The 24,295-nt window shown below is 63.3% G+C and carries 23 protein-coding genes and 1 riboswitch; of the genes, 9 read left to right on the forward strand and 14 right to left on the reverse strand.

Annotated elements, in window-relative coordinates; genetic code table 11:
• Window positions 1-119: 119 nt before the first annotated feature.
• The 4 genes from PSTAB_RS18710 to PSTAB_RS18725 form a co-directional block, all read right to left on the reverse strand.
• Window positions 120-725 (reverse strand): YqiA/YcfP family alpha/beta fold hydrolase, encoded by a 606-nt coding sequence (locus PSTAB_RS18710; RefSeq protein ID WP_013984196.1) that lies wholly within the window; start codon window positions 723-725, stop codon window positions 120-122.
• A gap of 116 nt (window positions 726-841) precedes the next feature.
• Window positions 842-1,657, reverse strand: a complete 816-nt coding sequence (cpdA, locus tag PSTAB_RS18715) for a 3',5'-cyclic-AMP phosphodiesterase (RefSeq protein ID WP_013984197.1) — start codon at window positions 1,655-1,657, stop codon at window positions 842-844.
• A 152-nt stretch (window positions 1,658-1,809) separates the two neighbouring features.
• Window positions 1,810-2,256, reverse strand: coding sequence for a DUF1249 domain-containing protein (locus tag PSTAB_RS18720; protein WP_041771869.1), 447 nt, complete (start codon window positions 2,254-2,256; stop codon window positions 1,810-1,812).
• Window positions 2,253-2,870, reverse strand: coding sequence for an NUDIX domain-containing protein (locus PSTAB_RS18725; RefSeq protein ID WP_013984199.1), 618 nt, complete (start codon window positions 2,868-2,870; stop codon window positions 2,253-2,255). Before PSTAB_RS18725 ends, PSTAB_RS18720 begins: the two co-directional genes overlap by 4 nt.
• A gap of 215 nt (window positions 2,871-3,085) precedes the next feature.
• Here PSTAB_RS18725 and PSTAB_RS18730 point away from each other — a divergent pair, with 215 nt between their 5' ends.
• Window positions 3,086-3,823, forward strand: a complete 738-nt coding sequence (locus PSTAB_RS18730; RefSeq protein WP_041771870.1) for an RsiV family protein — start codon at window positions 3,086-3,088, stop codon at window positions 3,821-3,823.
• Window positions 3,824-3,888: 65 nt separating this feature from the next.
• Here the strand turns inward: PSTAB_RS18730 and thiC are convergent, their stop codons facing one another.
• Window positions 3,889-5,772, reverse strand: coding sequence for a phosphomethylpyrimidine synthase ThiC (thiC, locus tag PSTAB_RS18735; RefSeq protein ID WP_013984201.1), 1,884 nt, complete (start codon window positions 5,770-5,772; stop codon window positions 3,889-3,891).
• Between the two features lie 96 nt (window positions 5,773-5,868).
• Window positions 5,869-5,975: riboswitch (TPP riboswitch) on the reverse strand.
• Between the two features lie 175 nt (window positions 5,976-6,150).
• Here thiC and PSTAB_RS18740 point away from each other — a divergent pair.
• Window positions 6,151-7,605, forward strand: coding sequence for a TolC family outer membrane protein (locus PSTAB_RS18740; RefSeq protein WP_013984203.1), 1,455 nt, complete (start codon window positions 6,151-6,153; stop codon window positions 7,603-7,605).
• Between the two features lie 117 nt (window positions 7,606-7,722).
• Here PSTAB_RS18740 and waaA read toward each other — a convergent pair whose 3' ends face one another.
• Window positions 7,723-8,991: a lipid IV(A) 3-deoxy-D-manno-octulosonic acid transferase gene (gene waaA / locus PSTAB_RS18745; RefSeq protein WP_013984204.1), complete on the reverse strand. Its 1,269-nt coding sequence runs from the start codon at window positions 8,989-8,991 to the stop codon at window positions 7,723-7,725.
• A gap of 112 nt (window positions 8,992-9,103) precedes the next feature.
• Between waaA and PSTAB_RS18750 the strand changes: the two genes are divergently transcribed.
• The 4 genes from PSTAB_RS18750 to PSTAB_RS18765 all read left to right on the forward strand — a co-directional run bounded on the left by PSTAB_RS18750 (window position 9,104) and on the right by PSTAB_RS18765 (window position 12,446).
• Window positions 9,104-9,436, forward strand: coding sequence for a DMT family transporter (locus PSTAB_RS18750; RefSeq protein ID WP_013984205.1), 333 nt, complete (start codon window positions 9,104-9,106; stop codon window positions 9,434-9,436).
• Between the two features lie 55 nt (window positions 9,437-9,491).
• Window positions 9,492-10,667 (forward strand): NAD(P)/FAD-dependent oxidoreductase, encoded by a 1,176-nt coding sequence (locus PSTAB_RS18755; protein ID WP_013984206.1) that lies wholly within the window; start codon window positions 9,492-9,494, stop codon window positions 10,665-10,667.
• Entirely contained in the window at window positions 10,664-11,473 is an 810-nt protein-coding gene (locus PSTAB_RS18760) for an aldo/keto reductase (protein ID WP_013984207.1), read from the forward strand. The genes PSTAB_RS18755 and PSTAB_RS18760 overlap by 4 nt, the downstream gene beginning before the upstream one ends.
• Before the next feature lie 85 nt (window positions 11,474-11,558).
• Window positions 11,559-12,446: a hypothetical protein gene (locus PSTAB_RS18765; RefSeq protein WP_013984208.1), complete on the forward strand. Its 888-nt coding sequence runs from the start codon at window positions 11,559-11,561 to the stop codon at window positions 12,444-12,446.
• Between the two features lie 34 nt (window positions 12,447-12,480).
• Here the strand turns inward: PSTAB_RS18765 and hldE are convergent, their stop codons facing one another.
• The 4 genes from hldE to msbA all read right to left on the reverse strand — a co-directional run bounded on the left by hldE (window position 12,481) and on the right by msbA (window position 18,083).
• Entirely contained in the window at window positions 12,481-13,902 is a 1,422-nt protein-coding gene (gene hldE, locus PSTAB_RS18770) for a bifunctional D-glycero-beta-D-manno-heptose-7-phosphate kinase/D-glycero-beta-D-manno-heptose 1-phosphate adenylyltransferase HldE (RefSeq protein WP_013984209.1), read from the reverse strand.
• A gap of 79 nt (window positions 13,903-13,981) precedes the next feature.
• Complete coding sequence (locus PSTAB_RS18775; protein WP_013984210.1) at window positions 13,982-15,376, reverse strand: PIG-L deacetylase family protein; 1,395 nt, start codon at window positions 15,374-15,376, stop codon at window positions 13,982-13,984.
• 2 nt (window positions 15,377-15,378) lie between these two features.
• Window positions 15,379-16,275 carry a GNAT family N-acetyltransferase gene (locus tag PSTAB_RS18780; protein WP_013984211.1) on the reverse strand — a complete coding sequence of 299 codons (897 nt, stop codon included), beginning with the start codon at window positions 16,273-16,275 and terminating at the stop codon, window positions 15,379-15,381.
• Window positions 16,275-18,083 carry a lipid A export permease/ATP-binding protein MsbA gene (msbA, locus tag PSTAB_RS18785; protein WP_013984212.1) on the reverse strand — a complete coding sequence of 603 codons (1,809 nt, stop codon included), beginning with the start codon at window positions 18,081-18,083 and terminating at the stop codon, window positions 16,275-16,277. Before msbA ends, PSTAB_RS18780 begins: the two co-directional genes overlap by 1 nt.
• A gap of 143 nt (window positions 18,084-18,226) precedes the next feature.
• Between msbA and PSTAB_RS18790 the strand changes: the two genes are divergently transcribed.
• On the forward strand, window positions 18,227-18,814 hold the full coding sequence (locus PSTAB_RS18790; RefSeq protein WP_041772006.1) for a BUD32 family EKC/KEOPS complex subunit: 588 nt from the start codon (window positions 18,227-18,229) through the stop codon (window positions 18,812-18,814).
• Between the two features lie 23 nt (window positions 18,815-18,837).
• On the opposite strand, the gene PSTAB_RS18795 is transcribed toward PSTAB_RS18790, so the two are convergent.
• Genes PSTAB_RS18795 through PSTAB_RS22070 form a run of 4 tightly spaced genes read right to left on the reverse strand, consistent with a single transcriptional unit; the run spans window position 18,838 to window position 21,754 of the window.
• Window positions 18,838-19,992: an O-antigen ligase family protein gene (locus PSTAB_RS18795; RefSeq protein WP_013984214.1), complete on the reverse strand. Its 1,155-nt coding sequence runs from the start codon at window positions 19,990-19,992 to the stop codon at window positions 18,838-18,840.
• Window positions 19,989-20,750 carry a glycosyltransferase family 2 protein gene (locus PSTAB_RS18800; protein WP_169917984.1) on the reverse strand — a complete coding sequence of 254 codons (762 nt, stop codon included), beginning with the start codon at window positions 20,748-20,750 and terminating at the stop codon, window positions 19,989-19,991. Before PSTAB_RS18800 ends, PSTAB_RS18795 begins: the two co-directional genes overlap by 4 nt.
• The gene (locus tag PSTAB_RS18805; RefSeq protein ID WP_013984216.1) at window positions 20,751-21,623 is read right to left on the reverse strand and encodes a DUF6625 family protein; all 873 of its coding nucleotides are present in this window, start codon (window positions 21,621-21,623) and stop codon (window positions 20,751-20,753) included.
• 2 nt (window positions 21,624-21,625) lie between these two features.
• Window positions 21,626-21,754, reverse strand: coding sequence for a hypothetical protein (locus PSTAB_RS22070; protein WP_013984217.1), 129 nt, complete (start codon window positions 21,752-21,754; stop codon window positions 21,626-21,628).
• A 206-nt stretch (window positions 21,755-21,960) separates the two neighbouring features.
• Here PSTAB_RS22070 and istA point away from each other — a divergent pair, with 206 nt between their 5' ends.
• Both istA and istB read left to right on the forward strand, forming a co-directional pair.
• Window positions 21,961-23,475: an IS21 family transposase gene (gene istA / locus PSTAB_RS18810; RefSeq protein WP_013981288.1), complete on the forward strand. Its 1,515-nt coding sequence runs from the start codon at window positions 21,961-21,963 to the stop codon at window positions 23,473-23,475.
• Between the two features lie 17 nt (window positions 23,476-23,492).
• On the forward strand, window positions 23,493-24,248 hold the full coding sequence (gene istB / locus PSTAB_RS18815; protein WP_013981287.1) for an IS21-like element helper ATPase IstB: 756 nt from the start codon (window positions 23,493-23,495) through the stop codon (window positions 24,246-24,248).
• Window positions 24,249-24,295 lie beyond the last annotated feature (47 nt).

Here is a 24,295-nt window from a genome sequence, read left to right on the forward strand (position 1 = left end):
TGTTCTGAACAATCAGCCCGCTACGGGCTGCAAAAAACCAGCGCACCGGCCGGGCTCCATCGCTGCAGTTCTCCTGGCGAACCCGTTCGGGTCGCCTGGGCCCGCACCTCCATCCCGGCTCAGAGTTTTCCCAGCCAGGCCTGCGGCTCGAAGCCGGCGAACGCCAGCAGCGCCGGCAGGCGCTCGGCGAAGCCCTGGAAGCCGTGGTCGCCGCCGGCCTGAATGCGCAGTGCGCAGCCCCGGTAGAACTGCGCCGCGTCACGGTAGTCGAGCGTTTCGTCGCCGGTCTGCAGCCACACCTGATAGCGTTCGGCATCTTCGGGTGGCGCCGTTTCCAGCTCCGCCAGCGCGGTCACGTGATCCTCGGTAAGCTCCCAGACTTCGCCGCTGTACAGGTTGGTCTGTGGTCCGAGATAGCCGTCGAAACGGCGGTGTGGCATCACCGCCGGATTGATCAGCAGGGCCTTCAGTCCATGGCGCTCGGCAAGGTGCGTCGCATAGTAGCCGCCAAGCGAGCTGCCGACCAGCAACGGTCGCCCAAGCTCGGCCAGACAGGTTTCGAGCTGCCCAATGGCCTGACGCGGGTGGTGATGCAGGGCGGGAACCCGCAGACGCTCGGCCTGGCCGAGTCGCTCCAGCGCCGACGACAGATGGCTCGCCTTCTGCGAGAGCGGGGAGCTGTTGAGCCCGTGGATATAGAGGATCGAAGGCGGATAACTGGACATGGATACAGTTCTTGAAAAAACCGCAAGGCTACTAGGCCCATGCTGCGCTCTGCAAGCGACCCGCCCAGGCGTCACGCCTCGCTCGCGCCACAGGTGTAGGCAGTCGCCAACCGCGATCAGTAGCCTTTCACGCTGTAGTCGATCTCGAAGTCGATACCGCTGACGCGCGACACATCGGTCTCCAGCCGCCCATCGGCGTACAGGCGCAACCAGCGATACCCCGGTGCCGCGCTATCGACCTGGAAGTCTTCGCTCCGCGGCGTGAACTGCACGCCCGTCGACGGCGTGGCCAACAGCCGAACCCCTTTGCGCGACTGATCGAACGCCTGATGGATGTGGCCCCAGAGCAGCGCACGCACGTTGTCGTGGCGGTCCAGCACCTCGAACAGCGCCTCGGGGTTGCGCAGACCGATGCGATCCATCCAGCGGCTGCCGATGGACACCGGATGGTGGTGCAGACAGACCAGATGGTGATGATCCGGCGCCTCGCTCAGCGCCCGCTCAAGCAAGTCGAGCTGGTCGCCGCGCAGCATGCCGAATACCGAACCGGCAACCAGGGTATCGAGCATCACCACACGCCAGCCGCCGATTTCCAGCACCGGCTCCATCAGCGCACTACCACGGGCAGCCTCACGCATGGCACCGAGTTCGTCATGATTGCCGGGGCACCAGCGCGCGGGGGCCTCGATACGCTCCGTCAGCTGACGGAAACGCTGATAGGACGCCACCGAGCCGTCCTGCGAAAGGTCACCGGTGGCCAGGATCAGGTCGATGCGCGGCTGCTCGGCAAAGGCCAGCTCGACGACGCGCGCCAGGCTATCGCCGGTGCTCAGGCCCAGCAGCTTGCCGTCCGCTTCGGCAAACAGATGGCTGTCGGTAAGCTGCACCAGCAGAACCGAATCTTCAACAGCAGTCACGGGCGCACCAGGCAAGGCCCTTCTCCTTGAGCTAAATCGCAACGGAATTATGGTAGGAGCCCGACGGGGGGGTAAACCTTGGGAAGTGGGCATGGGTCACAGAACCACATCGCGCACCTTAAGCAGGTCACGCAAGCCCAGCCCGGAAAAGCGCAGAGTGAACGGCGTTAGAGCACCGGTTCGAGCTCGTGGCCGCAGGCCAGGCAGTGTCCCAACCACTCACCGAGAAAGAGATTGAGCTGGTTCTTCTCATCAGGCTGGTGCATCTGCGCGTTGGGGTAGTGGTAGATGCCACGAAAGCGCCGCGCGTTTTCGGCACGAACCACTTCGGCCATGCGCGCGTCGTGATAGACGCGCACTTCCATCTTCGGCACCGGCAACCAGCTCAGACAATGCTCCTGACTCACCCGCACGGTGGTGGTATAGGGGCAGCTCTCCAGTACCTCGAGCACCAGCACGCCGAGCAGCAGGTCACCCTTGCTGATCGCAATGCGCCGCGCCTCGCAACCGCTACGCATGCCCGGCAACAGACGCATCAGTCGCAGGTAGTTGGCTTCGCAGGCCGCCTGCAGTTCGAGCAGATCGACTCGGTATCGCTCGCGCGTCTTCCTCATACCCACTCCCCCCGCACCTGCTCGCGATTCAAGGCCAGCCACTGCAGTGCAATGATGCTGGCCGCATTGTCGATTCGACCGTCGGAAACAGCGCCCAGTGCCTCTTCCAGCGACCAGACATGCACCCGGATGTCCTCGCCCTCTTCGGCCAGCCCGAACACACCGTCGGCCCCTTCACTGTCGCAGCGGCCTATATAGAGGTGTACGCGCTCGTCGCTGCCCCCCGGCGAAGGGAAATAGCGTGTGACCGGCCACAGATCGGCCAGCTCCAGGCCGGCCTCTTCCACCGCTTCGCGACGGGCGACTTCCTCCGGTGACTCGTCCTTGTCGATCAGCCCGGCGACCAGTTCGATCAGCCAGGGGTTGTCGACCTTGCCCAGCGCCCCGACGCGAAACTGCTCGATCAGCACCACGCGATCGCGCTGCGGATCGTAGGGCAGCACGCATACGGCATCGTGGCGCACGAACAGTTCGCGGCTCAGCTCGTCCCCCATGGCACCACTGAACTGACGGTGGCGCAGGTGGACGCGCTCCAGCCGATAGAAACCGCTGAAGCATTGCTCTCGACGAAGGATCTGGACATCATCCGGACCGGGTTTGAAGGTCTCGCTCATGGGCACACTCAATATCGGTTTGATCCGCGCCTGGGCCGGCGGCGAATGACAGCAACCGTCACATCGTGAGCGGCTTCGCGATCATCCTAGCGCGCCATCGTCTCTGGCGCAGCCCTTTGCAGACCACCGTAACCGAAGCATACGCATCTGCCGCGTGCGCACGAACTTCACGAGCGAGCAACGATCGAAAGCGCACTGCCATGCCTGGACCAACCATGTATCCAACCGCACACATCCGCAATCTCCTCATTATGGGCAGCCTTCTCGTGCTGCTGAACGGCTGTCAGCACTTTGTCTCGGAACCTCCTGTGAAGGTCGACCAGACGGTCACCGAGCATCGTTCTCAGGGCTGTGAGGGCGACAGCTGCCCACTGGTGAACGTCGATACTCTGACCTTTGCCGACGAACCTGAACTCAACCGCCTGATCGACGCACGGCTGCGGCGGATGACCATCAACGGCCCGGATGACCGCCTGCCCGCGTCGCTGCAGGATTACCAGCAGCGTTTTCTGAGCACAGCCGAGCCGCGCTGGAGCAGCTACCTGCAGGCCAAGCTGCGCGAGCAGCACGGCGACATCCTGGTGGTCGAGTTTTCCAGCTACCTGTATGTCGGCGGCGCCCATGGCATGCCCGGGCGTGGCTTCATCAACTACGATCGCGAGCTGAACCGCGAGCTGCGCCTGGAGGACCTGCTGATTCCGGGACAGGAAGGTAACTTCTGGCGTGTCGCACGCCAGGCGCACCAGCGTTGGCTGGTGGAGAACGAACACGATCAGGACGCCGAGTTCGTGGAATTCTGGCCCTTCCAGCAGACCCCGCATATCGCGCTACTGAAAGGTCAGGTGCTGCTCAAGTACGACGTCTACAGCATCGCGCCCTACTCCAGCGGCCACCCGGAGCTGTTCATTCCCCACGATCAGCTCAAGGGCATTCTGAAGCCGGAATATCTCTGAGGAGACGAAGCGGGCCGGCATCTGCCGGCCCGCTTTGGCTCAGGCGGTCGATCACAGCTCGCCGGTCACACCTGCTTGTAGATCACCGAACCCTCGTCCTTGAAGCGCGAGGACTGCTCGGCGAAACCCGCCTCGATGGCCTTCTGCTCGTCGGTCAGGCCGTGCTCGGCAGCATACTCGCGCACTTCCTGGGTAATCTTCATCGAGCAGAACTTCGGCCCGCACATGGAGCAGAAGTGCGCCACCTTCGCCGACTCCTTCGGCAGCGTCTCGTCGTGGAAGGCACGCGCGGTGTCCGGGTCGAGGCCGAGGTTGAACTGATCCTCCCAGCGGAACTCGAAGCGCGCCTTGGACAGCGCGTTGTCGCGGATCTGCGCGCCCGGATGCCCCTTGGCAAGATCAGCAGCGTGCGCGGCGATCTTGTAGGTGATGATGCCGGTCTTCACGTCATCCTTGTTCGGCAGACCGAGGTGCTCCTTCGGCGTGACGTAGCAGAGCATGGCGCAGCCGAACCAGCCGATCATCGCCGCACCGATGCCGGAGGTGATGTGGTCGTAGCCCGGGGCAATGTCGGTGGTCAGCGGGCCGAGGGTGTAGAACGGCGCCTCGTCGCAGCATTCGAGCTGCTTGTCCATGTTCTCCTTGATCATGTGCATCGGCACATGGCCCGGGCCTTCGATCATGGTCTGCACGTCGTGCTTCCAGGCGATCTTGGTCAGCTCGCCGAGGGTTTCCAGCTCGCCGAACTGCGCGGCGTCGTTGGCGTCGGCGATCGAGCCCGGACGCAGGCCGTCGCCCAGCGAGAAGCTGACGTCGTAGGCCTTCATGATTTCGCAGATTTCCTCGAAGTGGGTGTAGAGGAAATTCTCCTGGTGATGCGCCAGGCACCACTTGGCCATGATCGAGCCGCCGCGCGAGACGATGCCGGTGACGCGCTTGGCGGTCAGCGGTACATAGCGCAGCAGCACGCCGGCGTGGATGGTGAAGTAGTCCACGCCCTGCTCGGCCTGCTCGATCAGGGTGTCGCGGAACAGCTCCCAGGTCAGGTCTTCGGCAACGCCGTTGACCTTTTCCAGCGCCTGGTAGATCGGCACGGTGCCGATCGGCACCGGCGAGTTGCGGATGATCCACTCGCGCGTCTCGTGGATGTGCTTGCCGGTGGACAGGTCCATCACGGTGTCCGAACCCCAGCGGATGCCCCAGGTCAGCTTGGCCACTTCTTCCTCGATGGAGGAACCCAGCGCCGAGTTGCCGATGTTGCCGTTGATCTTCACCAGGAAGTTGCGGCCGATGATCATCGGCTCCAGCTCGGTGTGGTTGATGTTCGCCGGGATGATGGCGCGGCCGCGCGCGACTTCCGAGCGGACGAATTCGGGGGTGATTTCCTTGGGAATGGCCGCGCCGAAGCTCTGCCCGGCATGCTGCTCGACCAGCAAACCGGCTTCACGCGCCTCGGCGAGCTTCATGTTCTCGCGGATGGCGACGTACTCCATCTCCGGCGTGATGATGCCCTTCTTTGCATAGTGCATCTGGCTGACGTTGTGCCCGGCCTTGGCCCGGCGCGGGTTGCGCACATGGGCGAAGCGCATGGCGGAAAGTTCGGCATCGTTGAGGCGACGCTGGCCGAATTCGGAGGTCAGCCCCGGCAGCTTCTCGGTGTCGCCCCGGTCCTCGATCCAGGCACTGCGCACGTCGGCCAGGCCCTTGCGCACGTCGATGGTGACGTTCGGGTCGGTGTAGGGGCCGGAAGTGTCGTAGACGGTAACCGGGGCGTTGATCTCGCCACCGAAGTCGGTGGGCGTCACGTCCAGGCTGATCTCGCGCATGGGTACGCGGATGTCCGGGCGCGAACCCTGTACATAGATCTTTTGCGAACGAGGGAAGGGTTGAATGGACTGCTGGTCGACCTGGGCGGACTCACTCAGATTCTTGTTGCTTTGCACGCTCATCGGCTTCTCCTGGGAAATGTCGGAGCGAACCTGAGCAACACGGCGGATCAAGGGCGTCGGGCACCGCAACTGCGGTGGAGAGACTCGTCACGTTCGAGACGAGGACATCTTGTTCCCTACGCAGGCCTTAACCTGATCAGGTTCAACGGGATCCGGAACTTTCCGATCTCAGCCTTCGCTTCAAGGCACCCCGACAAGAACGCCGTCGAGTCTAATCAAGACCTTGGGCGAACACCATGGCAATGGCGAAACTAGTCGACCGTTCGGTCATTTGCCCGGACCGCCATCGCTGCCTCGCACCACGGCGCACGCGCGCCTTGACCCCCTGACAGCTGCCGCTTAGCCTTGCCCATCAGCTCTATTCAGGATGGACCCAACATGCTGCGCAGACTCCCCCTGGCTCTCGCCGTGGCCACCCTCACTGCCGGAGGGGCCTGGGCGCAAGAGACCGTCCCCCTCGCCAGCAAGACCGATCTGGTCAGCGTCTACCAGCAAGCCGTCAACAACAACGCCGACCTGGCTGCAGCTCGCGCACAGTTCCGCGCCCGCCAGGAAGTGGTGCCACAGGCACGCGCCGGCCTGCTGCCCAACCTCAGCGCCGGCGCCGAGCTGAGCGACACCGAAACGGACGTCGATACCAGCACGGGCTCAACCTCGCTGTCGCGCAGTGGCACCGCCTATCAGGCGACGCTGAGCCAGCCGATCTTCCGTGCCGACCGCTGGTTCCAGCTCAAGGCCGCGGAAGCCGTGAGCGAGCAGGCCGCAATCGAATACTCCATCGCCGAGCAGGACCTGATCCTGCAGAGCGCCCAGGCCTACTTCGCCGTGTTGCGCGCGCAGGACAACCTGGCGGCGGTGAAGGCCGAAGAAGCCGCTTTCAAGCGCCAGCTCGATCAGGCCAACGAGCGCTTCGAGGTCGGTCTTTCCGACAAGACGGACGTGCTCGAGGCCCAGGCCGGGTTCGATACCGCGCGGGCCAACCGCTCCATCGCCCAGCGGCAGGTTGACGACGCCTTCCAGGCTCTGTTCACCCTAACCAACCGCGAGTACATCGCCCTGGAAGGCATCCGCCACACGCTGCCGGTGCTAGCCCCGGTACCCAACGAAGCCAAGGCCTGGGTCGATACCGCGACGCGGCAGAACCTCAACCTGCTGGCGGTCAATTACGCCGTGACCGCCGCCGAGGAAACCCTGCGCCAGCGCCGCTCCGGCCATGCGCCAACACTCGACGCCGTGGCCTCGTACCGCAAGGGCGACAACGACGCGCTCGGCTTCAGCAACACCCAGAGCATCCCCGGCTTCGACATGCCGCGCTATACCGGCGACGTCGAGCAGCGCAGCATCGGCCTGCAGCTGAACATCCCGCTCTACAGCGGTGGGCTGACCACCTCGCAGAGCCGCGAGGCCTATTACCAGCTCAGCCAGAGCGAGCAGCAGCGCGAAAGCCTGCGCCGCCAGGTGGTGGAGGCCACACGCAACCTGCACCGCGCGGTGAATACCGATATCGAACAGGTCCAGGCCCGCCGGCAGTCGATCATCTCCAACCAGAGTGCGTTGGAAGCCACGGAGATCGGCTATCAGGTCGGCACCCGCAACATCGTCGATGTGCTCGACACCCAGCGGCGCCTGTATGCCGCGGTACGCGACTACAACAACGCCCGCTACGACTACATTCTCGACAACCTGCGCCTGAAGCAGGCGGCCGGCACGCTGAACCCGGACGACCTGCAGCAGCTGGCGGCCTACCTGAAACCCGATTACAACCCGGACACCGACTTCCTGCCGCCGGATCTGCCGCAGACCATCGGTCAGCCGGTGCGGGTGGATTATTGAGCCAGGGGCTCGCTTGAACCTTGACTTGGTGGGCTAAAGCCCACCAGGCGCTCGCACCCCAGACGGCGCAATGACGCCGACAGCTGATCCGGCTTCCTCGCGGACCAGACACACCGGCTAGCCGAGCAGCCTCGCCAGTCCAGTCAGCAGACGCTGCAAGGCGCCCTGATTGGCCTTGAGCACGCCCAGCCCGGCGTCACGCATCCGCTGCGCGGCAGCCGAATCGCGCCAGAGCTCACCGACAGCATCAGCCAGCTGATCGGCATCCTGCACTTCGCGCAGGGCGCCGGCATCGCGCAGCTGCGCGGAGATTTCGAGAAAGTTGAACAGATGCGGGCCACTGAGCACCGGCTTGCCCAACGCCGCAGGCTCCAGCAGGTTGTGTCCGCCATTGGGCACCAGGCTGCCACCGACGAAGGCCACGTCGGCCAGGGCATAGAGAAACAGCAGCTCGCCCATGGTGTCGCCGACCAGCACCTGCGTGCCGGCGCCAACCGTCTCGCCCGTCGAGCGGCGCACTGCGGCAAAGCCTTCCTTGCACGCCAGTTCAAACACCGAGATGAAGCGTTCCGGATGCCGTGGCACCAGGAGCAGCAGGGCCTGCGGAAACCGCTCCAGCAAGCGTCGGTGCGCGGCCAGGATGATTTCGTCCTCGCCGGCATGGGTGCTGGCGGCGATCCACAGCGTCCGATCCTGCGCCGCCCATTGATCGCGCAAATCGGTCGCCCGCGCCAGCAGTGCCGGGTCGATGGCCAGGTCGAACTTGATCGAGCCAGTCACTTCGACGCATTCGTGGCGTGCGCCGAGCTGGCGAAAACGCTCGGCTTCAGCCTCTGTCTGCACGGCGATCAGGCTCAGCTCGGCCAGCATTGGCGCGGTCAGCCGGGCGAAGCGCGCGTAGCCGCGGGCCGAACGTTCGGACAGCCGCGCGTTGGCCAGCGCCACGGGTATGCCGCGTCGGGCGCACTGATGGATATGGTTGGGCCAGAGCTCGGTCTCCATCACCACCGCCAGCTTCGGCTGCAGGCAATCCAGAAAACGCGCCGCGGTCCAGGGCAGGTCATAGGGCAGGTAGCAATGCTGAACGCTGTCTCCGAACAGCGCCTGGATGCGCTCGGAGCCGGTCGGGGTCATGCAGGTGACGGTGATCGGCAGGTGTGGGTAGCGCGCCATCAACTCACGGACCATCGGCGCCGCGGCGATGCTTTCGCCCACCGAGACCGCATGCACCCAGATGCCACCCGGACGCAACCGCGGCAAACCGAAGGCGAAACGCTCGCCGATACGACGGGAGTAGGCCGGGGCGCGCCAGGCGCGCCACAGCAGGCGCAGGAACACCAGCGGCAGGCCGAGGTGAAACAACAGGGTATAGAGGGTGCGATTCATGGGCGCGGAGCTTAGCAAGCTGCCTGCTCGCGAGCCATAACCGCCCTGCCGGCGAACTTGTTGGCGAGGTCGGAACCGAACGAAGTTGCCCGCCCATAATCAGGATCTCGCCATGTCCGGCTATGTTTACCTGGCCATCGCCATCTGCGCCGAGGTGGTCGCCACCACCTCGATGAAGGCACTGGCCGGCTTCAATCGTCCGCTACCACTGCTGCTGGTGGTAACGGGCTACAGCCTGTCGTTCTGGATGCTCGCGCTGGTGGTACGGACCATCCCGGTAGGCATCGCCTATGCCATCTGGGCCGGGCTCGGCATCGTGCTGGTCAGCGTCGCCGCGGCGGTGCTCTATCGTCAGTACCTGGACCTGCCGGCGGTACTGGGCATAGGGCTGATCATCGCCGGTGTAGTGGTCATCCAGTTGTTCTCCCGCAGTGCAGGCCACTAAGCTGCCGGCGGACTGCAGTTATACTGCGCGACCGTTTACCCAATGAGGTCTGCACATGCCCGAATCCCTCAGCACCGACGTCCTGATCGTTGGCGGCGGCGTCGCCGGTCTTTGGCTGAACGCGCGCCTGCGTCGACTGGGTTTTGCCACCCTGCTGGTCGACAAGGGAGCACTGGGCGGCGGGCAGAGCGTGAAGTCCCAGGGCATCATTCATGGCGGCACCAAGTACGCCTTGAGCGGCGCCCTCACCGGCGCATCCGAAGCCATCGCCGACATGCCGCGGCGCTGGCGCGAGGCTCTCGAAGGCAAGGGCGAGCTGGATCTCAGCGGCGTGCGCCTGCTCTCCGATGCTCATTACCTCTGGTCGCCCGGCACCCTGGCCGGCAACCTCACCAGCTTCTTCGCCAGCAAGGCGGTGCGCTCGCGGGTTGGTCAGGTCAAGGGCGACGAACTGCCACCCGCGCTGCAACATCCTAAATTCAAAGGAAAGGTCTACCGCCTCAGCGAACTGGTGCTCGATGTGCCCAGCCTGATCGCCCGTTTGGCCGAGCTGGCCGGTAACAGCCTGCTCGCCGGCCAGCAGGTCGAACCGCTACTCGATGGCAACGAGCTGGTCGGCCTGCGCGTCGACAGCCGCGAGATCCGCGCTCAGCGCATCGTCTTCAGCGCCGGCGGCGGAACGGCAGAGCTGCTCGCTTCGCTCGGCCTGCAACAGCCGGCCATGCAGCGCCGCCCGCTGCACATGGTCATCGTCAAGGCGCCAACGCTCAAGCCGCTCTATGCGCACTGCCTGGGCGGCGGGACCAAGCCGCGGATCACCGTGACCAGCCATCCGGCCGCAGATGGCCAATGGGTCTGGTATCTCGGTGGAGATCTGGCCGAGGCCGATGGTGTGGCGCGGGACGAGGCCAGCCAGATCGCCGTGGCGAAAAAAGAACTGATGGACCTGGTGCCCTGGATCGACTTGTCATCCGCACACTGGGCCACGTTGCGCATCGATCGCGCCGAGCCAGCGCAATCAGCCCTCGCCCGCCCTGACAACGCCTTCCTCGCCGAGCAGGGCCGGCTGCTGGTCGGCTGGCCGACCAAGCTGGCGCTTTCACCAGACTTTTCCGACCGTGTCGAAGCCGCCCTCGCCCGCGACGGCATTCGTCCGGCCAACCATCCCGCACTACCTCAACTGCCACGTCCGCCGCTGACCGGGCCGTTCTGGGAAGGGCTGCTGCCATGAACGCGACGCTGCATGACCTGCACCGCCCGCTGGGCAGCACCGGCCTAAGCATTTCGCCACTGGGGTTGGGCACGGTGAAGCTGGGCCGCGATCAAGGGGTGAAGTATCCCAACGGTTTTTCCATCCCAGACGACGCCCAGGCTCGCCAGCTGCTGACCCTCGCCCGCGAACTGGGTATCAACCTGATCGACACCGCGCCGGCCTACGGCGTCAGCGAGGAACGGCTCGGCCCGTTGCTGGCTGGACAGCGCGAGGATTGGGTGATCGTCAGCAAGGTTGGCGAGGAGTTCGAGAACGGCCAGTCGCGTTTCGACTTTTCTGCCACCCACACGCGCTTCTCGGTGGAGCGCAGCCTCAAGCGTCTGCGTACCGACCGCATCGAGCTGGTGCTGGTGCATTCGGACGGCAACGACCTCGATATCCTGCAGCACACCGAGGTCTACCAGACCCTGGCCGAACTCAAGCGCGAAGGCAAGATCCTCGCCTTCGGCCTGTCCGGCAAGACGGTCGATGGTGGGCTGCTTGCGCTGCAGCAGGGCGACTGCGCGATGGTGACCTACAACCTCAACGAGCAGGCCGAACGACCGGTCCTCGACTACGCTGCTGCACACGGCAAGGGCATCCTGATCAAGAAAGCCCTCGCCAGCGGTCATGCCTGCCTCAAGCCAGGCGACGACCCGGTCCGCCGCAGTTTCGAGCTGCTGTTCGGTCACCCAGGGGTCAGCGGCGCGATCATCGGCACTATCAATCCGCAGCATTTGACGTCTAACGTAGCCACTGCTGCCGCCGTCCTGACGGGCGATTGACCTCGGAGGCGCAGCGTTCCGTTCGCTGCGCGGCAGCAGCCACCGGCGCCGCGCAGCGGCCCCGTTCGCCGTAAGGAGAGCCCGAATGCCTCGCGTTCTGGTACGCAAGAGCCCTGCCGCATTTAAGACCCTGCCGCTCTACGTCGAGGCCGGCCACGACAGCCTGAGCTACCAGAGCCTGGGCCGACCGCTGAATTTCGCCGAGGTCATCGAGCGCCGGCGCCCGGTGGAGGTGGCCGATCCGGGCCGCTTCGCCATCGAGCTGGCCAATCTGGGCGTCTCGGTCCGCCTGACCCTCTGCTGGCAGGGCCGGGAATACTGGGTGCTGGTCCGCCAGCAGCGCCTGGACCGCGGCGACGTGGTGCTCAAGCTGATTTCCGGCTACATCCCGGCACACGAGCTGAACCTGCCATTGCTCACCGCCATCCAGGAAATCGCCGAAGAATGCCTGCTGGAGACGCCCGAAGGCTGGCTGGCCGGGCGCTTCGGCGACACCTGGCTACCCACGCCCTATCAGGCCAGCCTGCACTACCGCGAGGCGGTGCATTTCAAGCTCGCCTCGCAATCTGGCGCCACACGGCCGGTACAGTGCGGCAACATGGTGCTCATGGAACGGCCACGCGCCTATGTGCACCTGCCGACGGCATCGTTGCAGCTGGTCTACGACATGCGCATGGAACTGCCGAAGGAGGTTCGCCAGCTCAGCCTGTACCATGTCGACGAACGCCTGGAAGCGGACAAGCTGGTGGCGCGCCTGAACCGTAACAGGCCCGACCTCTACCTTGTTCCGCTGCACCAGGGACAACCGCAGGAGCAGCTGCTGCAGTTGCGTGATGGCCAATTCGGCCCCGTCAATACACGGGGGCTGTGGCTATCGGAGAGTTTTGCACCACAGGAGGGCTGGGTGGTGCGCGACGAGCGGGTACGCTGGAAGGACTGGTGGGCAGCCCGGCCAGCCGCCGCGGCGCGCTGAGTAGCCCGATCGCGCGGCACCTGGCTGCCGTGGTTCAGCGGGCGCGGATCTTCTCGACGATGGCGGTCGTCGAGCTGTTCTCCACCAGCCCCAGCACCTTCACCACACCGCCGTAGGCCTTGACCAGATCGGCACCGACGACCTGATCGACGCCATAGTCGCCTCCCTTGACCAGCACATCGGGTCGCACCTGGGCCAGCAGGTTTTCCGGCGTATCCTCGGAAAAGCACACCACCCAATCCACCGCTTCCAGACCGGCCAGCACCGCCATGCGTCGATCCACCGAGTTGATCGGCCGGCCCGGGCCTTTGAGGCGGCTCACCGAGCCATCATCGTTCACCGCCACCACCAGCCGGTCGCCCTGGGCCCGGGCCTGCTCGAGGTAGGTCACATGGCCGGCGTGCAGGATGTCAAAACAGCCATTGGTGAAGACGATCTTCTCGCCCTCGGCGCGGGCATCCTCGACTACGGTGAGCAGCTGCTCGACGGTCATCACGCCACGCTCGGAGCCTTCTTCGCGTTGCACCGCGCGGCGCAGCTCCGGCGCGCTGATGCAGGCGGTGCCCAGCTTGCCGACCACGATACCGGCGGCCAGGTTGGCCAGTGCCACGGCCTGTGGCAGTTCCTCGCCGGCCGCAATCGCAGCGGCCAGGGTTGAAATGACGGTATCGCCGGCACCGGTGACATCGAACACCTCGCGGGCACGGGCCGGCAGGTGCAGCGGCGCATGATCGGGACGCAGCAGGGTCATGCCGTGCTCGCCACGAGTGACCAGCAACGCATCCAGCTCGAGCCGGCTCATCAGCTCGGCACCCTTGCTGACCAACTCGGCCTCGTCGGCACAATGCCCGACGATCGCCTCGAATTCGCCCAGGTTAGGCGTGATCAGCGTAGCGCCGCGATAGATGTCGAAATCCTTGCCCTTGGGGTCGGCCAGCACCGGAATGCCACGGTGCCGCGCCGCCTGGATCAGCGCCTGATGGTTCTTCAGCGCGCCCTTGCCGTAGTCCGACAGCACCAGCACCTTGACCCCGGCCAGCAGCCCTTCCACCTCGGCCAGCAACGCGGCCGGATCGGTGTTGAACGGCTCCTCGAAATCCATGCGCAGCAGTTGCTGATGGCGACTCATCACCCGCAGCTTGACGATGGTGGGCTGGTCATCGATGCACTGGAAATGCGCCTGCACACCGGCAGCCGCGAGGCTGTCAGCCAGGCTCTGACGCGCCTCGTCCTCGCCGGTCACGCCCACCAGCGCCGCGGCTGCCCCCAAAGCCGCGATGTTCAGCGCGACGTTGGCCGCACCACCTGGGCGATCTTCGATCTGCTCGACCTTCACCACCGGCACCGGTGCCTCGGGCGAGATCCGCGACGTACCGCCATGCCAGTAACGATCGAGCATGACGTCACCGACCACCAGAACGGCGGCTTGGTCGAAACGGGGCATGGACAGCTTCATTGGGGCTCCGATGACTGACAGAAAACGGCGGCGATCATAACATGCGGGCCGCGCTGGTCCGGCCAGCCTGTCAACGCTGCTAGAGCTTGCGCACCCAGAATAGCTCGTGCCTGCGCACGGCCTTGCGGAAAAACTCGTCGTCGCCGGTGGACGGCCAGCGGCGACCGGCGAGCAACCGCTGGATATGCCGACGCAGCCGTTTTTTCAAGGGTAGCGGCACCTGCAAATCGTGCTGCATCGCCAGCGCCATGGCCTTGTTCAGCCGAGCCTCGGAATCCAGCGTCGGGCTCCATAGGCGATCGGCCGGCAGCGGCTCGATGGCGGGTGGCAGAGCGACCCCATTCTCCGCCGGCCCCATCGGCCACCGATCATTGTCGTGCAGGTGATTGGCATAAAGCAGCAGCGTCTCCGGTTTCCACTCGCCCTCCTCGATCGCCTGCCGTACAGCCTGAGTGGCGGCAACATGGTCGGCATGAGGGTCGAGCTCCGGGTGGGGTGTCACCACTACCTCAGGGCGGAAGTGCATCAGCAGCGCACGCAGATCGGCTTGCAGATTTACCCATGTGGGTTGGCCATTCGCATCCCCAGGTAAAGGCACGTGGTTGCGATTGCGCACACTACGGATGTCTGACTCTCCCGACTCTCGCGAGCCGTAGGCTCGTTCCGGGTCTGCAGCCATAAGCGGTAACTGAAGGCAATAATAGCCCAACTGTATGCACGATTGCTGTGCGACACCTCCCCAGAGCGGTACCGCCAGGCTACCCCAAGAGCGCAGTCGTCCCTTCAGCCTTGCTGCGGCGGCACTATCCAGACCGAGTCGACGATAGTTGTCCGCCTCGATTTCTCCCTGAGTCAACGTAACGATGGCGACTTCACGGGCCCGGCTATACACACCGAAGGCGGCTAGCTCAGCATCGTCCGCATGGGGCGCGATAATCAGAATTCGCCGTTGCGTATAGTCAGGATTGCGCATCACGTGCAGCACAACCTCTGCATCTAGCCGGCAATAGCGGCAATCCAGGCGAAGCGTCCCGGCACGCAGTGCATCTAGCTGTCCCGACAGATTCACGTAACGGCGGCCATGCACGCCCCGCTCGAAATCCTGGCGATCATTGTCGACATATACGCGCGGGTCACGTAACCGGCCGAGGCAAGTGGCACGCAGCATCACTTCGAGAATCAAGGTATCTGCATCAGGCAGCTCACCTGGAAACTGCAGACAGCCATTCTCGATACGTCCCACCAGTCGCTGGGCATCGGCAGGGAAATCGTAACGATAGCCTTCATCCGGATAGTAAAACAGGTGATCGGCGAACCAGGCCTCGTGAGCCACCCAACCCAACACCAGCAAAATGGGTATCCACCAGAAGCTGAACACTATGCCCGCCACGAGAAGGGCGGCGAACGCGGCGATCATTACAATACGCTTGCTACGACGATGCTGACGGAGCAGTTGCTGCTTGCGTGTACTCATCCTTACACCTGATAGACCGGCACTCGGTTGCACCAGCGATCCTTGTACTCACGATCCGCCCGGCCAAAGGAGTAACGCAGCGGTTTGCCCAACGCCCGCGCCTCGGCCCAGGCCGTCTGAGTGTTGACGAAACTGAGCACGCTGCCAGGGCTGAAGTCCCGCTGCACCGGGTCGACACCACCATTGATGTACTCGACGGACACCCACTTCGGCGACTCGACCCGATAGAGAACCTGGATGGCGATCGGCTGCTCGTCGAGAAGCACCACCGAGCCGGTCATGAACTCGCGCAGCAGCTCGAATACCTCATGCAGATGCGCCTTGCCCGGCGCCTCGAAATTCCAGCGCCGTTGAAACAACTCGGCGTACATCGCCGCCTGCTCCGCGGCAGAAAAATCGAGCATGGGGCGCAGCGCACCGCCCGCCTCTTCCAGCAAACGCTGTTCGCGGCGCTGGTTGTAACGGAACTTCTTCGAGTACGCCTCCGGTTCGCGCGCCAGCGCCAGACCCTCCGGTTGCTCGCGCAAGGTGCTGATCGCGCCAGCATTGAGCTCGGACACGTAGCGCATGCGCTGGCGGACCGGAATCGCCGCCTGCTCAGCGACGGGCAGAATGATCTCGGCATTGCCCAGATCGAACAGCCCGCGCTTGCCGGTCTTTTTCAATACGTCCTTGGATAGCGCCAGATGGCGCCCCCAGCAGGGCACCGCGGCGATCAACTCGCCCTGCTGCTCCCAGGCCAGATAGCGCACCGGAATACCCGCAAGACCGGCCAGGCGCTCGACGACGGCCGGGTGAGTGGCAACGCTGCCGCCGTAGCGCTGCCAGATCTGCGCATAGGTGTCGGCATCGATCTCGCACCAGCCGCGCTCACGCCAGGTTTTCAGAAACTGCAGCATCAGACGCCCTGCTCATCCGATACGTCGTCCTGAAACTGCGTCGCATGAAGCCTCGCGTAGGCACCGTTCGCCGCCAGCAGCTCGGCATGGGTGCCACGCTCGACGATGCGGCCCTGCTCCATCACCAGGATCAGATCGGCCTTCTCGATTGTGCTCAGGCGGTGAGCGATGACCAGCGTGGTGCGGCCCTGCATCACATGGTCCAGAGCCCCCTGGATATGCCGCTCGGACTCGGTATCCAGCGCCGAAGTCGCTTCGTCAAGAATCAGCACGGGGGCATTCTTGAGCAGTGCACGCGCAATCGCCAGGCGCTGCCGCTGTCCACCAGACAGCAGCACGCCGTTTTCCCCGACGAGAGTCTGATAGCCCTCGGGCATTTGCTCGATGAACTCGTCGGCGTAGGCATCGCGCGCGGCACGGCGGATGTCGTCCAGCGGAGCGCCGGCCAGATCGCCGTAGGCGATGTTGTTCGCCACGGTATCGTTGAACAGGGTCACCTGCTGCGTCACCAGGGCGATATGCCGGCGCAGGTTGCGCAACGTGTAGGACTCGACGTCCGCGCCGTCCAGCAGGATATGGCCGGTCTCATGGTGGTAGAAACGCGGGATCAGATTGGCCAGTGTCGACTTGCCGCTGCCGGACCGACCGACCAGCGCGACCATCTGCCCGGGCTCCACGGTGAAGCTGATGTCGTGCAGTACCGGCTTGTCGCTGCCCGGGTAGACGAAATTGAGGTTGCGCACTTCCAGACGTCCGCTGACCGAATCGCGCTCCAGCGTGCCAGTGTCGATCTCCGGCTGCTCGTCGAGCTGCTCGAAGATGCTATCAGCGGCGGCCAAACCTTTCTGAATATTGGCGCTGACTTCCGACAGCTGGCGGATCGGCTTGGGCAGAAGGCCGGCAGCGGTAATGTAGGCGACTAGGTCGCCGGCGGTGGCATCACCGCGCAACAGCAGTACCAGGAACATCAATACTGCCATCGCGCTATAGATCAGCAATTGCAGAGTCGGTGTATACACCGCACCTGTCTTGACCATGCGCAGTTGCTTGTCTGTGTTGCTCCGACTGGCATGCAAGAAGCGCCCCTGCTCATAGCGCTCGCCCCCGAAGCTGCGCACCACCCTATATCCCTGGATGGTTTCCGAAGAGACATGGGTAACATCCCCCATTGCCACTTGGATCTTTTTGCTCTGCTTGCGGAATTTCTTGCTGGCGCTGTTCACCACCAAAGCGATGACCGGCAAGATCGCCAGCATGACCAGTGTCAACATCCAATTCATCCACAGCAGGTAAGCGAACAGGAAGATCACTGTCAGCCCCTCGCGGATCACCACCTTGATCGCATCGGTCGCAGCACCGGTCACCATGGTCACGTTGAAGGTGATCCGAGAAATCAGATGGCCGGAATTATGCTGATCGTAGTAGCGATTGGGCAGCGTTAGTAGGCTGTTGAACAATTGCACGCGCAGATCGTGTACCAGGCCAAGCGAGACGCGAGCCAGGTAGTAGTTGCCTAGAAACGAGCCGAATCCCTGCCAGGCAGCGATAACCACAATCAACAGAGGCACTGCGTGCAATAAAGGCAGCTCAGCGAGCCAGGGCACACCTGGGAACAACGCAGCATCAGGATTGCTCAATCCGTCAACGAAGTACTTGAGGATCCCTGCCAGCATCGGCTGAGTCGAAGCAAAGATCACGTAGCCGATGATGCTGACCAAGAAATAGCCGATGTAGGGCTTTACATAGGTCAGCAGGCGGAAATAGATCTTGAGGCTGGAGGCTGCCTCCTGCCTGGGAGCTTCTGTCATGACGGATCTCGCCCGCAAAAAGGGGCGGCAATCTTAACACTCCTGCTGGCATGGCCGCGCCCCGCCGAGATCAGGCATCATATGCGGCTCCGCGATCATTGAGGCGCCAATACGTGCTGACGTTTACTCCGCTGCCCGCAGCCATGCTGGACGAGCTGATCATAGGCGCCCGGATACTGGAGCAGGACAGCTTCGGCCCCAAGGTATACCAACTGCGCGACGGCAACATGCTGAAGCTGTTCCGCCGCAAACGCCTGCTATCTTCAGCACTGCTGCGCCCACACTCACGGCGTTTCTGTGCCAATGCGACAGCTCTGCAAGCACTCGGCATTCCGACCCTGCAACCGCTCTATCTCTACCGTCTGGGCGACCCGGCCTGGACTGCCGTGCTCTATCGCCCGTTGCCCGGTGAAACCCTGTCCCAGCTTTTGCGCGAGAACGACCTCTCCTGGATGACGCTACAACCTGAACTAGCACGCTTCATCAACCATCTGCACGCTAGCGGCGTGTACTTCCGCTCTCTGCATCTGGGCAATATCGTCCGCACCCCGAACGGCCAGCTCGGTCTGATCGACATCGCCGATCTGCAGATCCGGCGTCGCCCGTTGAGTGAGAACCTAATCAGGCGCAATCGCGCACATTTCGATAAGTACCTGCGAAAGGAAGGGTTTCCCTTCGATAGCGCATCGCTATGGGCCTGTTGCGACGACATTCGGCCTGAGCAGCGCTGAGGCAACGCGCCCCAGCGACAGCGTCACTCCGGAGCGCCAGCGCGTTGATTGATGATCAGAGCCATCGGCAGCAATATCAGCAGCCAGAGCTCGTCGGGATTGCCGACCAGTTTGCTGCCGTCGAAGTTCAGTACCACCAATGCCGTAAACAGGTAAAGCCCCCAGGGGTCGCGCTGTTGCCAAGCTCGCTGGAGTACCACAACCACCAGCGCAAGGAATATCAGTAAAGACACGAGGCCGCTATAAAGACCGAGCGCCATGTAAATATTGTGCGGATGCTGGATAGGCGCGCCGCCCAGGATTGTTGCCTCGGTGGTGTACTGCATGCCACAACCCAACCACAATCCGCACTCGAACCACTCCCCGGCAAGGATGCGCCACAGCTCAAAACGACCTGCATCGGCGCGCGCGAATAGGCTTGCCACCTCGGGCACCTCGCGCGTGACAAAAAGAGTCAACATGGCAAGCAGCGCACAGACGAAACCCAGCCATAGCAGATAGCGCGCCCGATGCAATGCCAGCCAGCCACCGACCAGACCGCCAATCAGCAGCATGCCAATTAGCCCCGAGCGGCTCTGCAGCACATAGGCCATGCAAAACACAGCCAGCAGCGCGGCAGCGGACAGCTCCAGCCAGCGTCGCTGACTCAGCCAAGTCGGTAGCGCCAAGGCAAAGCAGCACGCCAGCCACATGCTGGTGTAAATGGGGCCGGTCATCCGCCCTGGCAGCCAGAGCACCCGCTCGCCAAAGGCATAGCGACCGGTGAGCCAATAGACCACAGCCGAGCCCAGCACATAGACGCCCAGTATCCAGAATAGTCCGCGAGAGAATAGCGGCATGCGCAGCGGCTCCGGATCCACCAACTGGCTCACCACCAACACGAACAGCACCATATAAAGCACATGCTTGAAATACTGCCCGTCCGCTGACAGCGCGCCAACGACCACAAACCAGGCGCATAGGGCGACCCAAAGCCACAATGCAACAGACTGCTGAATACCGCGCCCCCGGCGCAAGAGCAGCACCCCTAAAGCCGGCAATGCCAGCAGAACGTAATAGACGTTGTTGACCATCTTGCTGGTCGGTAGCAACAGGAAACTTACGATAAACAGCAGTAAAGCAGGAGTGAAATAGCCGAACCGCCCTTCTAGTCCCTTCAAGCGCTGTACGACGGTCACAGGATTACTCCACACAGAAAGCCAACTACGAACATTGCTACCAGTCGCAACCGCTCATGCTTCTTGCGCCGCGCCTTCTTGGCGCGCTCCTCGGGTACGCTGACATGGTCGCCGAAACCAGTATGCAGCACGGCATCATTTTCCAAGATCAGCGCATGGCGCTGTTCGTTGGCATAAAGCCTCGAAAGCTCCTTCTCGCCGGCATGCTGCGCGTAGGGAGCATGTCGCTGGTAGTCGACCAGGCGACGCAGTCCGGGATTGAAAGAGAAGCCCTGCCAGTCTTCTTTTTGCGAACCGACCCGATAGCAAGGAATGCCTTGAATCACTTGGCGCTCTCCCAGATAAACGTATGGGCTGTGAATCGCCAAATCGTGGGCAAAGCTGCGCAACCAGACCTGCAGAGCCTGCGGATCGGCCTCCAGCAACACCTTCGACTCCTCGATAAAGCCCGGCCGGTAGAATGCCCAATCGTCTTCGCAGTGAAATACCCACGGCGTCTCTACGTGCGAATATGCCAAATCGATGGATCGCAGCTGTCCCAGCCGCGGCACATTGACAAAGAACGTGGTGTGCTCGCGCCAGTGGTGGGGGATGCAGGCTTCCACCGCCCTATCACCCGAATCTTCGGTGATGAACACTTCGCGGATCGGCGTTGTATTGAAGGCATCGAAGCTCGCTAACGTCCGAGTAAGCAGGTCGAAGCGCCCGCAACTGGTCACCACCAAAGTGACGTTACTGTCCTTGGAAAAGATCAATATTCAAACCTCTCGAAAACCCTGGGGAGTAATGCTCCAGGTATCCTGTACCGCCAGTGAGGCATCGCCGAGCAGCTCATTTTCGCTATAGGCTGGCCAGGCATCGCACTTCCAGCCAATGAAGTGGAAGTAGGGAAACTCCCGCTCGCCGTCTCGGTCGTTGAGCAGTCTCCCATGCTGCCAAACCCAGCGTCGTGGAAAATCGAAACTACCATCGTGCCAGGCAATCCGACCATTGGGCGTACTGAAGGCTTCGATGAACTCGCTGCAACGCCGCCAAGGATTGCACGCATCAGCCAGCTGTCGCAGCGGCTTCGGCCAACTCTTGTGACGGATGAACAGCCGACTGAACGCCCCTTCGTCGAAAGCGTTGTGTTCGCTGGACGCCAGCTTTGCCTGCCAGCCAGGCACCTGCATGAAGGCTTCGCACATCCGAATATTGTTGCGCAGCAGGCACAGATGGCCAGAGATGCGCCGCTCATGGGTAGAGAGTAGATCGACACGCTGCAGCCGCTCGGCGCTGAAATAGCTTCGCAGGTCGCCATACACCAAGTCGATATCGCTGAACCCCCAGAAGTCGAAGCCCACCAACTCGTCGGCATGCACATATCCCAGCGCCGGCTTCAAATCGCAAAGTTTGTAAGGGCTTTGCGGCCGAAAATCGATGCGCAGCCGAGCGGAGACCGTGGTGCAATAGTCGTCAAAACTCATTGCCCGAAAGCGCACGTTGTCTGGCGCATTAGGCGGCGTGCCGCAATCAGTGAAGAACAGCCACTGCACGTCCGGATTGAAACGGCAGCTCTGCAGGAAAAACGGCAGCCAGAATGGCCAGCGGCCGAAATAGGGGATAAGAAATAGCAGACGCGGTGTGGTCATGCTCAGACGCCCAGACGATTACGCAGCCGGCAAAACCAGCCGGGAGTCGGAGCGGACCGCAAGGGAGCCTGCATGGCCTGCACGACTTCGGCGCCGATGCGCGCGAAGCTATAACGCGATTCGGCCAGCATCCTGCGGATTCCACGGTCATCTGGCCACCCATTCCATGAGCATCTGACCACCGATTCCACGGTGATCCGGCCACCCATTCCACGCGTATCCGACCACTGATTCCACGGCCATCCGGCCACCCAACCGGGTAGGCAGCTACGCAGGATTTCTTCACTACCATCGACCTCTTTTTCGAAGCAGAGAGGTCGTCGTGGAGCGTTTATCCATGCGTAAGATTCGCGAAGTACTTCGTCTCAAGTTCGAGGTCGGGCTATCGGCTCGCCAGATTGCGGTCAGCGTGCAGATCGGTCGTGTCACCGTCGGCGATTACCTCAACCGCTTTGCCGCCAGCGGCCTCAGTTGGCCCTGTTCGTTGTCCGATTCCGAGCTGGAACAGCAGCTGTTCCCACCGGCGCCGGCAGTGCCCAGCGAGCAGCGGCCACTGCCTGATTGGTCTTGGGTGCATGCCGAGCTACGCCGGCCGGGCGTGACCTTGGCGCTGCTCTGGCAGGAGTATCGCCTGAGCCAGCCGAAAGGCTTTCAGTACAGCTGGTTCTGCGAGCACTACCGGGCCTGGCAGGGCAAGCTGGACGTGGTGATGCGCCAGGAGCACCGCGTCGGCGAGAAGTTGTTCGTCGACTACGCCGGGCAGACGGTGCCGGTGATCGACCGCCACAGCGGCGAGATCCGCCAGGCGCAGGTGTTCGTCGCGGTGCTCGGTGCGTCCAGCTACACCTTCGCCGAAGCCACCTGGTCGCAGCAGCTGCCGGACTGGCTGGGCTCGCATACCCGCTGCTTTGCCTTCCTCGGCGGCGTGCCGGAGATCGTGGTGCCGGACAACCTGCGCAGCGCGGTGAGTAAGAGCCATCGCTACGAGCCGGACATCAACCCGAGCTACCGCGATCTGGCCGAGCACTATGGCGTGGCGGTGGTGCCGGCGCGGGCGCGTAAACCGCGCGACAAGGCCAAGGCCGAGGTCGGCGTGCAGGTGGTCGAGCGCTGGATCCTCGCCGCGCTGAGGAATCGGCAGTTCTTCTCCCTGGATGAACTCAACAGCGCCATCGCCTTATTGCTGGAGCGGCTCAACCGACGACCGTTTCGCAAGCTGCCGGGCTCCCGGCAGTCGGCCTTCGAAGCTCTGGATCGTCCGGCGCTGCGCCCCCTGCCGGAGCAACCCTACGTCTACGCCGAGTGGAAGAAGGCGCGGGTGCACATCGACTACCACGTCGAGGTCGATGGGCACTACTACTCGGTGCCGTACCAACTGGTGAAGAAACAACTGGAAGTACGCCTGACAGCGCGCACGGTGGAGTGCTTCCACGCCAATCAGCGGGTGGCCAGTCACCTTCGCTCAATGCACAAGGGCAGGCACAGCACGCAGGCCGAGCACATGCCCAAGAGCCATCGCGAGCATGCCGAGTGGACGCCGCAGCGGCTGATCCGCTGGGCCGAGCAGACCGGGCCGAACACGGCCGGCGTGATCCGGCACATCCTCGAACGGCGCATCCATCCGCAGCAGGGCTACCGGGCCTGCCTGGGCATCCTGCGCCTGGGCAAGACCCATGGCGAAGTGCGCTTGGAGTTGGCCTGCCGTCGCGCCCTCAGCCTCGGCGCGTGCAGCTACAAGAGCCTCGAATCGATCCTGCGCCAGGGGCTGGAAAACCTGCCGTTGGCTCAAGCCAACCTGCCCCTGCTGCCGGACGACCACGCCAACCTGCGCGGCCCCGCCTACTACCACTGACCCCAAGGAATCCCACCATGCTGCCCCATCCGACCCTGGACAAGCTCCAGACCCTGCGCCTGACCGGCATGCTCAAGGCACTCGCCGAGCAACTGAAAACCCCCGACATCAACAGCCTGAGCTTCGAGGAACGCCTCGGCCTGTTGGTCGACCGCGAACTGACCGAACGCGACGACAAGCGCCTCAGCAGCCGCCTGCGCCAGGCCCGGCTCAAGCACAACGCCTGCCTCGAAGACATCGACTACCGCAGCCCGCGCGGGCTGGATAAGGCGCTGATCCTGCAACTGAGCGGCGGCCAGTGGCTACGCGACGGCCTCAACCTGATCATCGGCGGCCCCACCGGCGTGGGTAAAACCTGGCTGGCCTGCGCCCTGGCCCACCAGGCCTGCCGAGAGGGTTACAGCGTGCGTTACCTGCGCTTGCCACGCCTGCTGGAAGAGTTGGGCCTAGCCCACGGCGACGGGCGCTTCGCCAAGCTGATGAGCGGCTATGCCAAGACCGACCTGCTGATCCTTGATGACTGGGGTCTGGCCCCGTTCACCGTTGAACAGCGCCGTGACATGCTGGAGCTACTGGACGACCGCTACGGCCAGCGCTCGACCCTCGTGACCAGCCAAATGCCCGTGGACAACTGGCACGAACTGATCGGCGATCCGACCCTGGCCGATGCCATCCTCGACCGCCTGGTGCACAACGCTTATCGGATCAACCTCAAGGGCGAATCGATGCGCAAACAGACGAAGAAATTGACGACACCGGGCACCTCAGACTAACAATGCAACCCCTGCGTCGCTGCGCTCCGACTGCCCGGCCGGATGGC

This window comes from Stutzerimonas stutzeri (assembly GCF_000219605.1).
Classification (GTDB): domain Bacteria; phylum Pseudomonadota; class Gammaproteobacteria; order Pseudomonadales; family Pseudomonadaceae; genus Stutzerimonas; species Stutzerimonas stutzeri.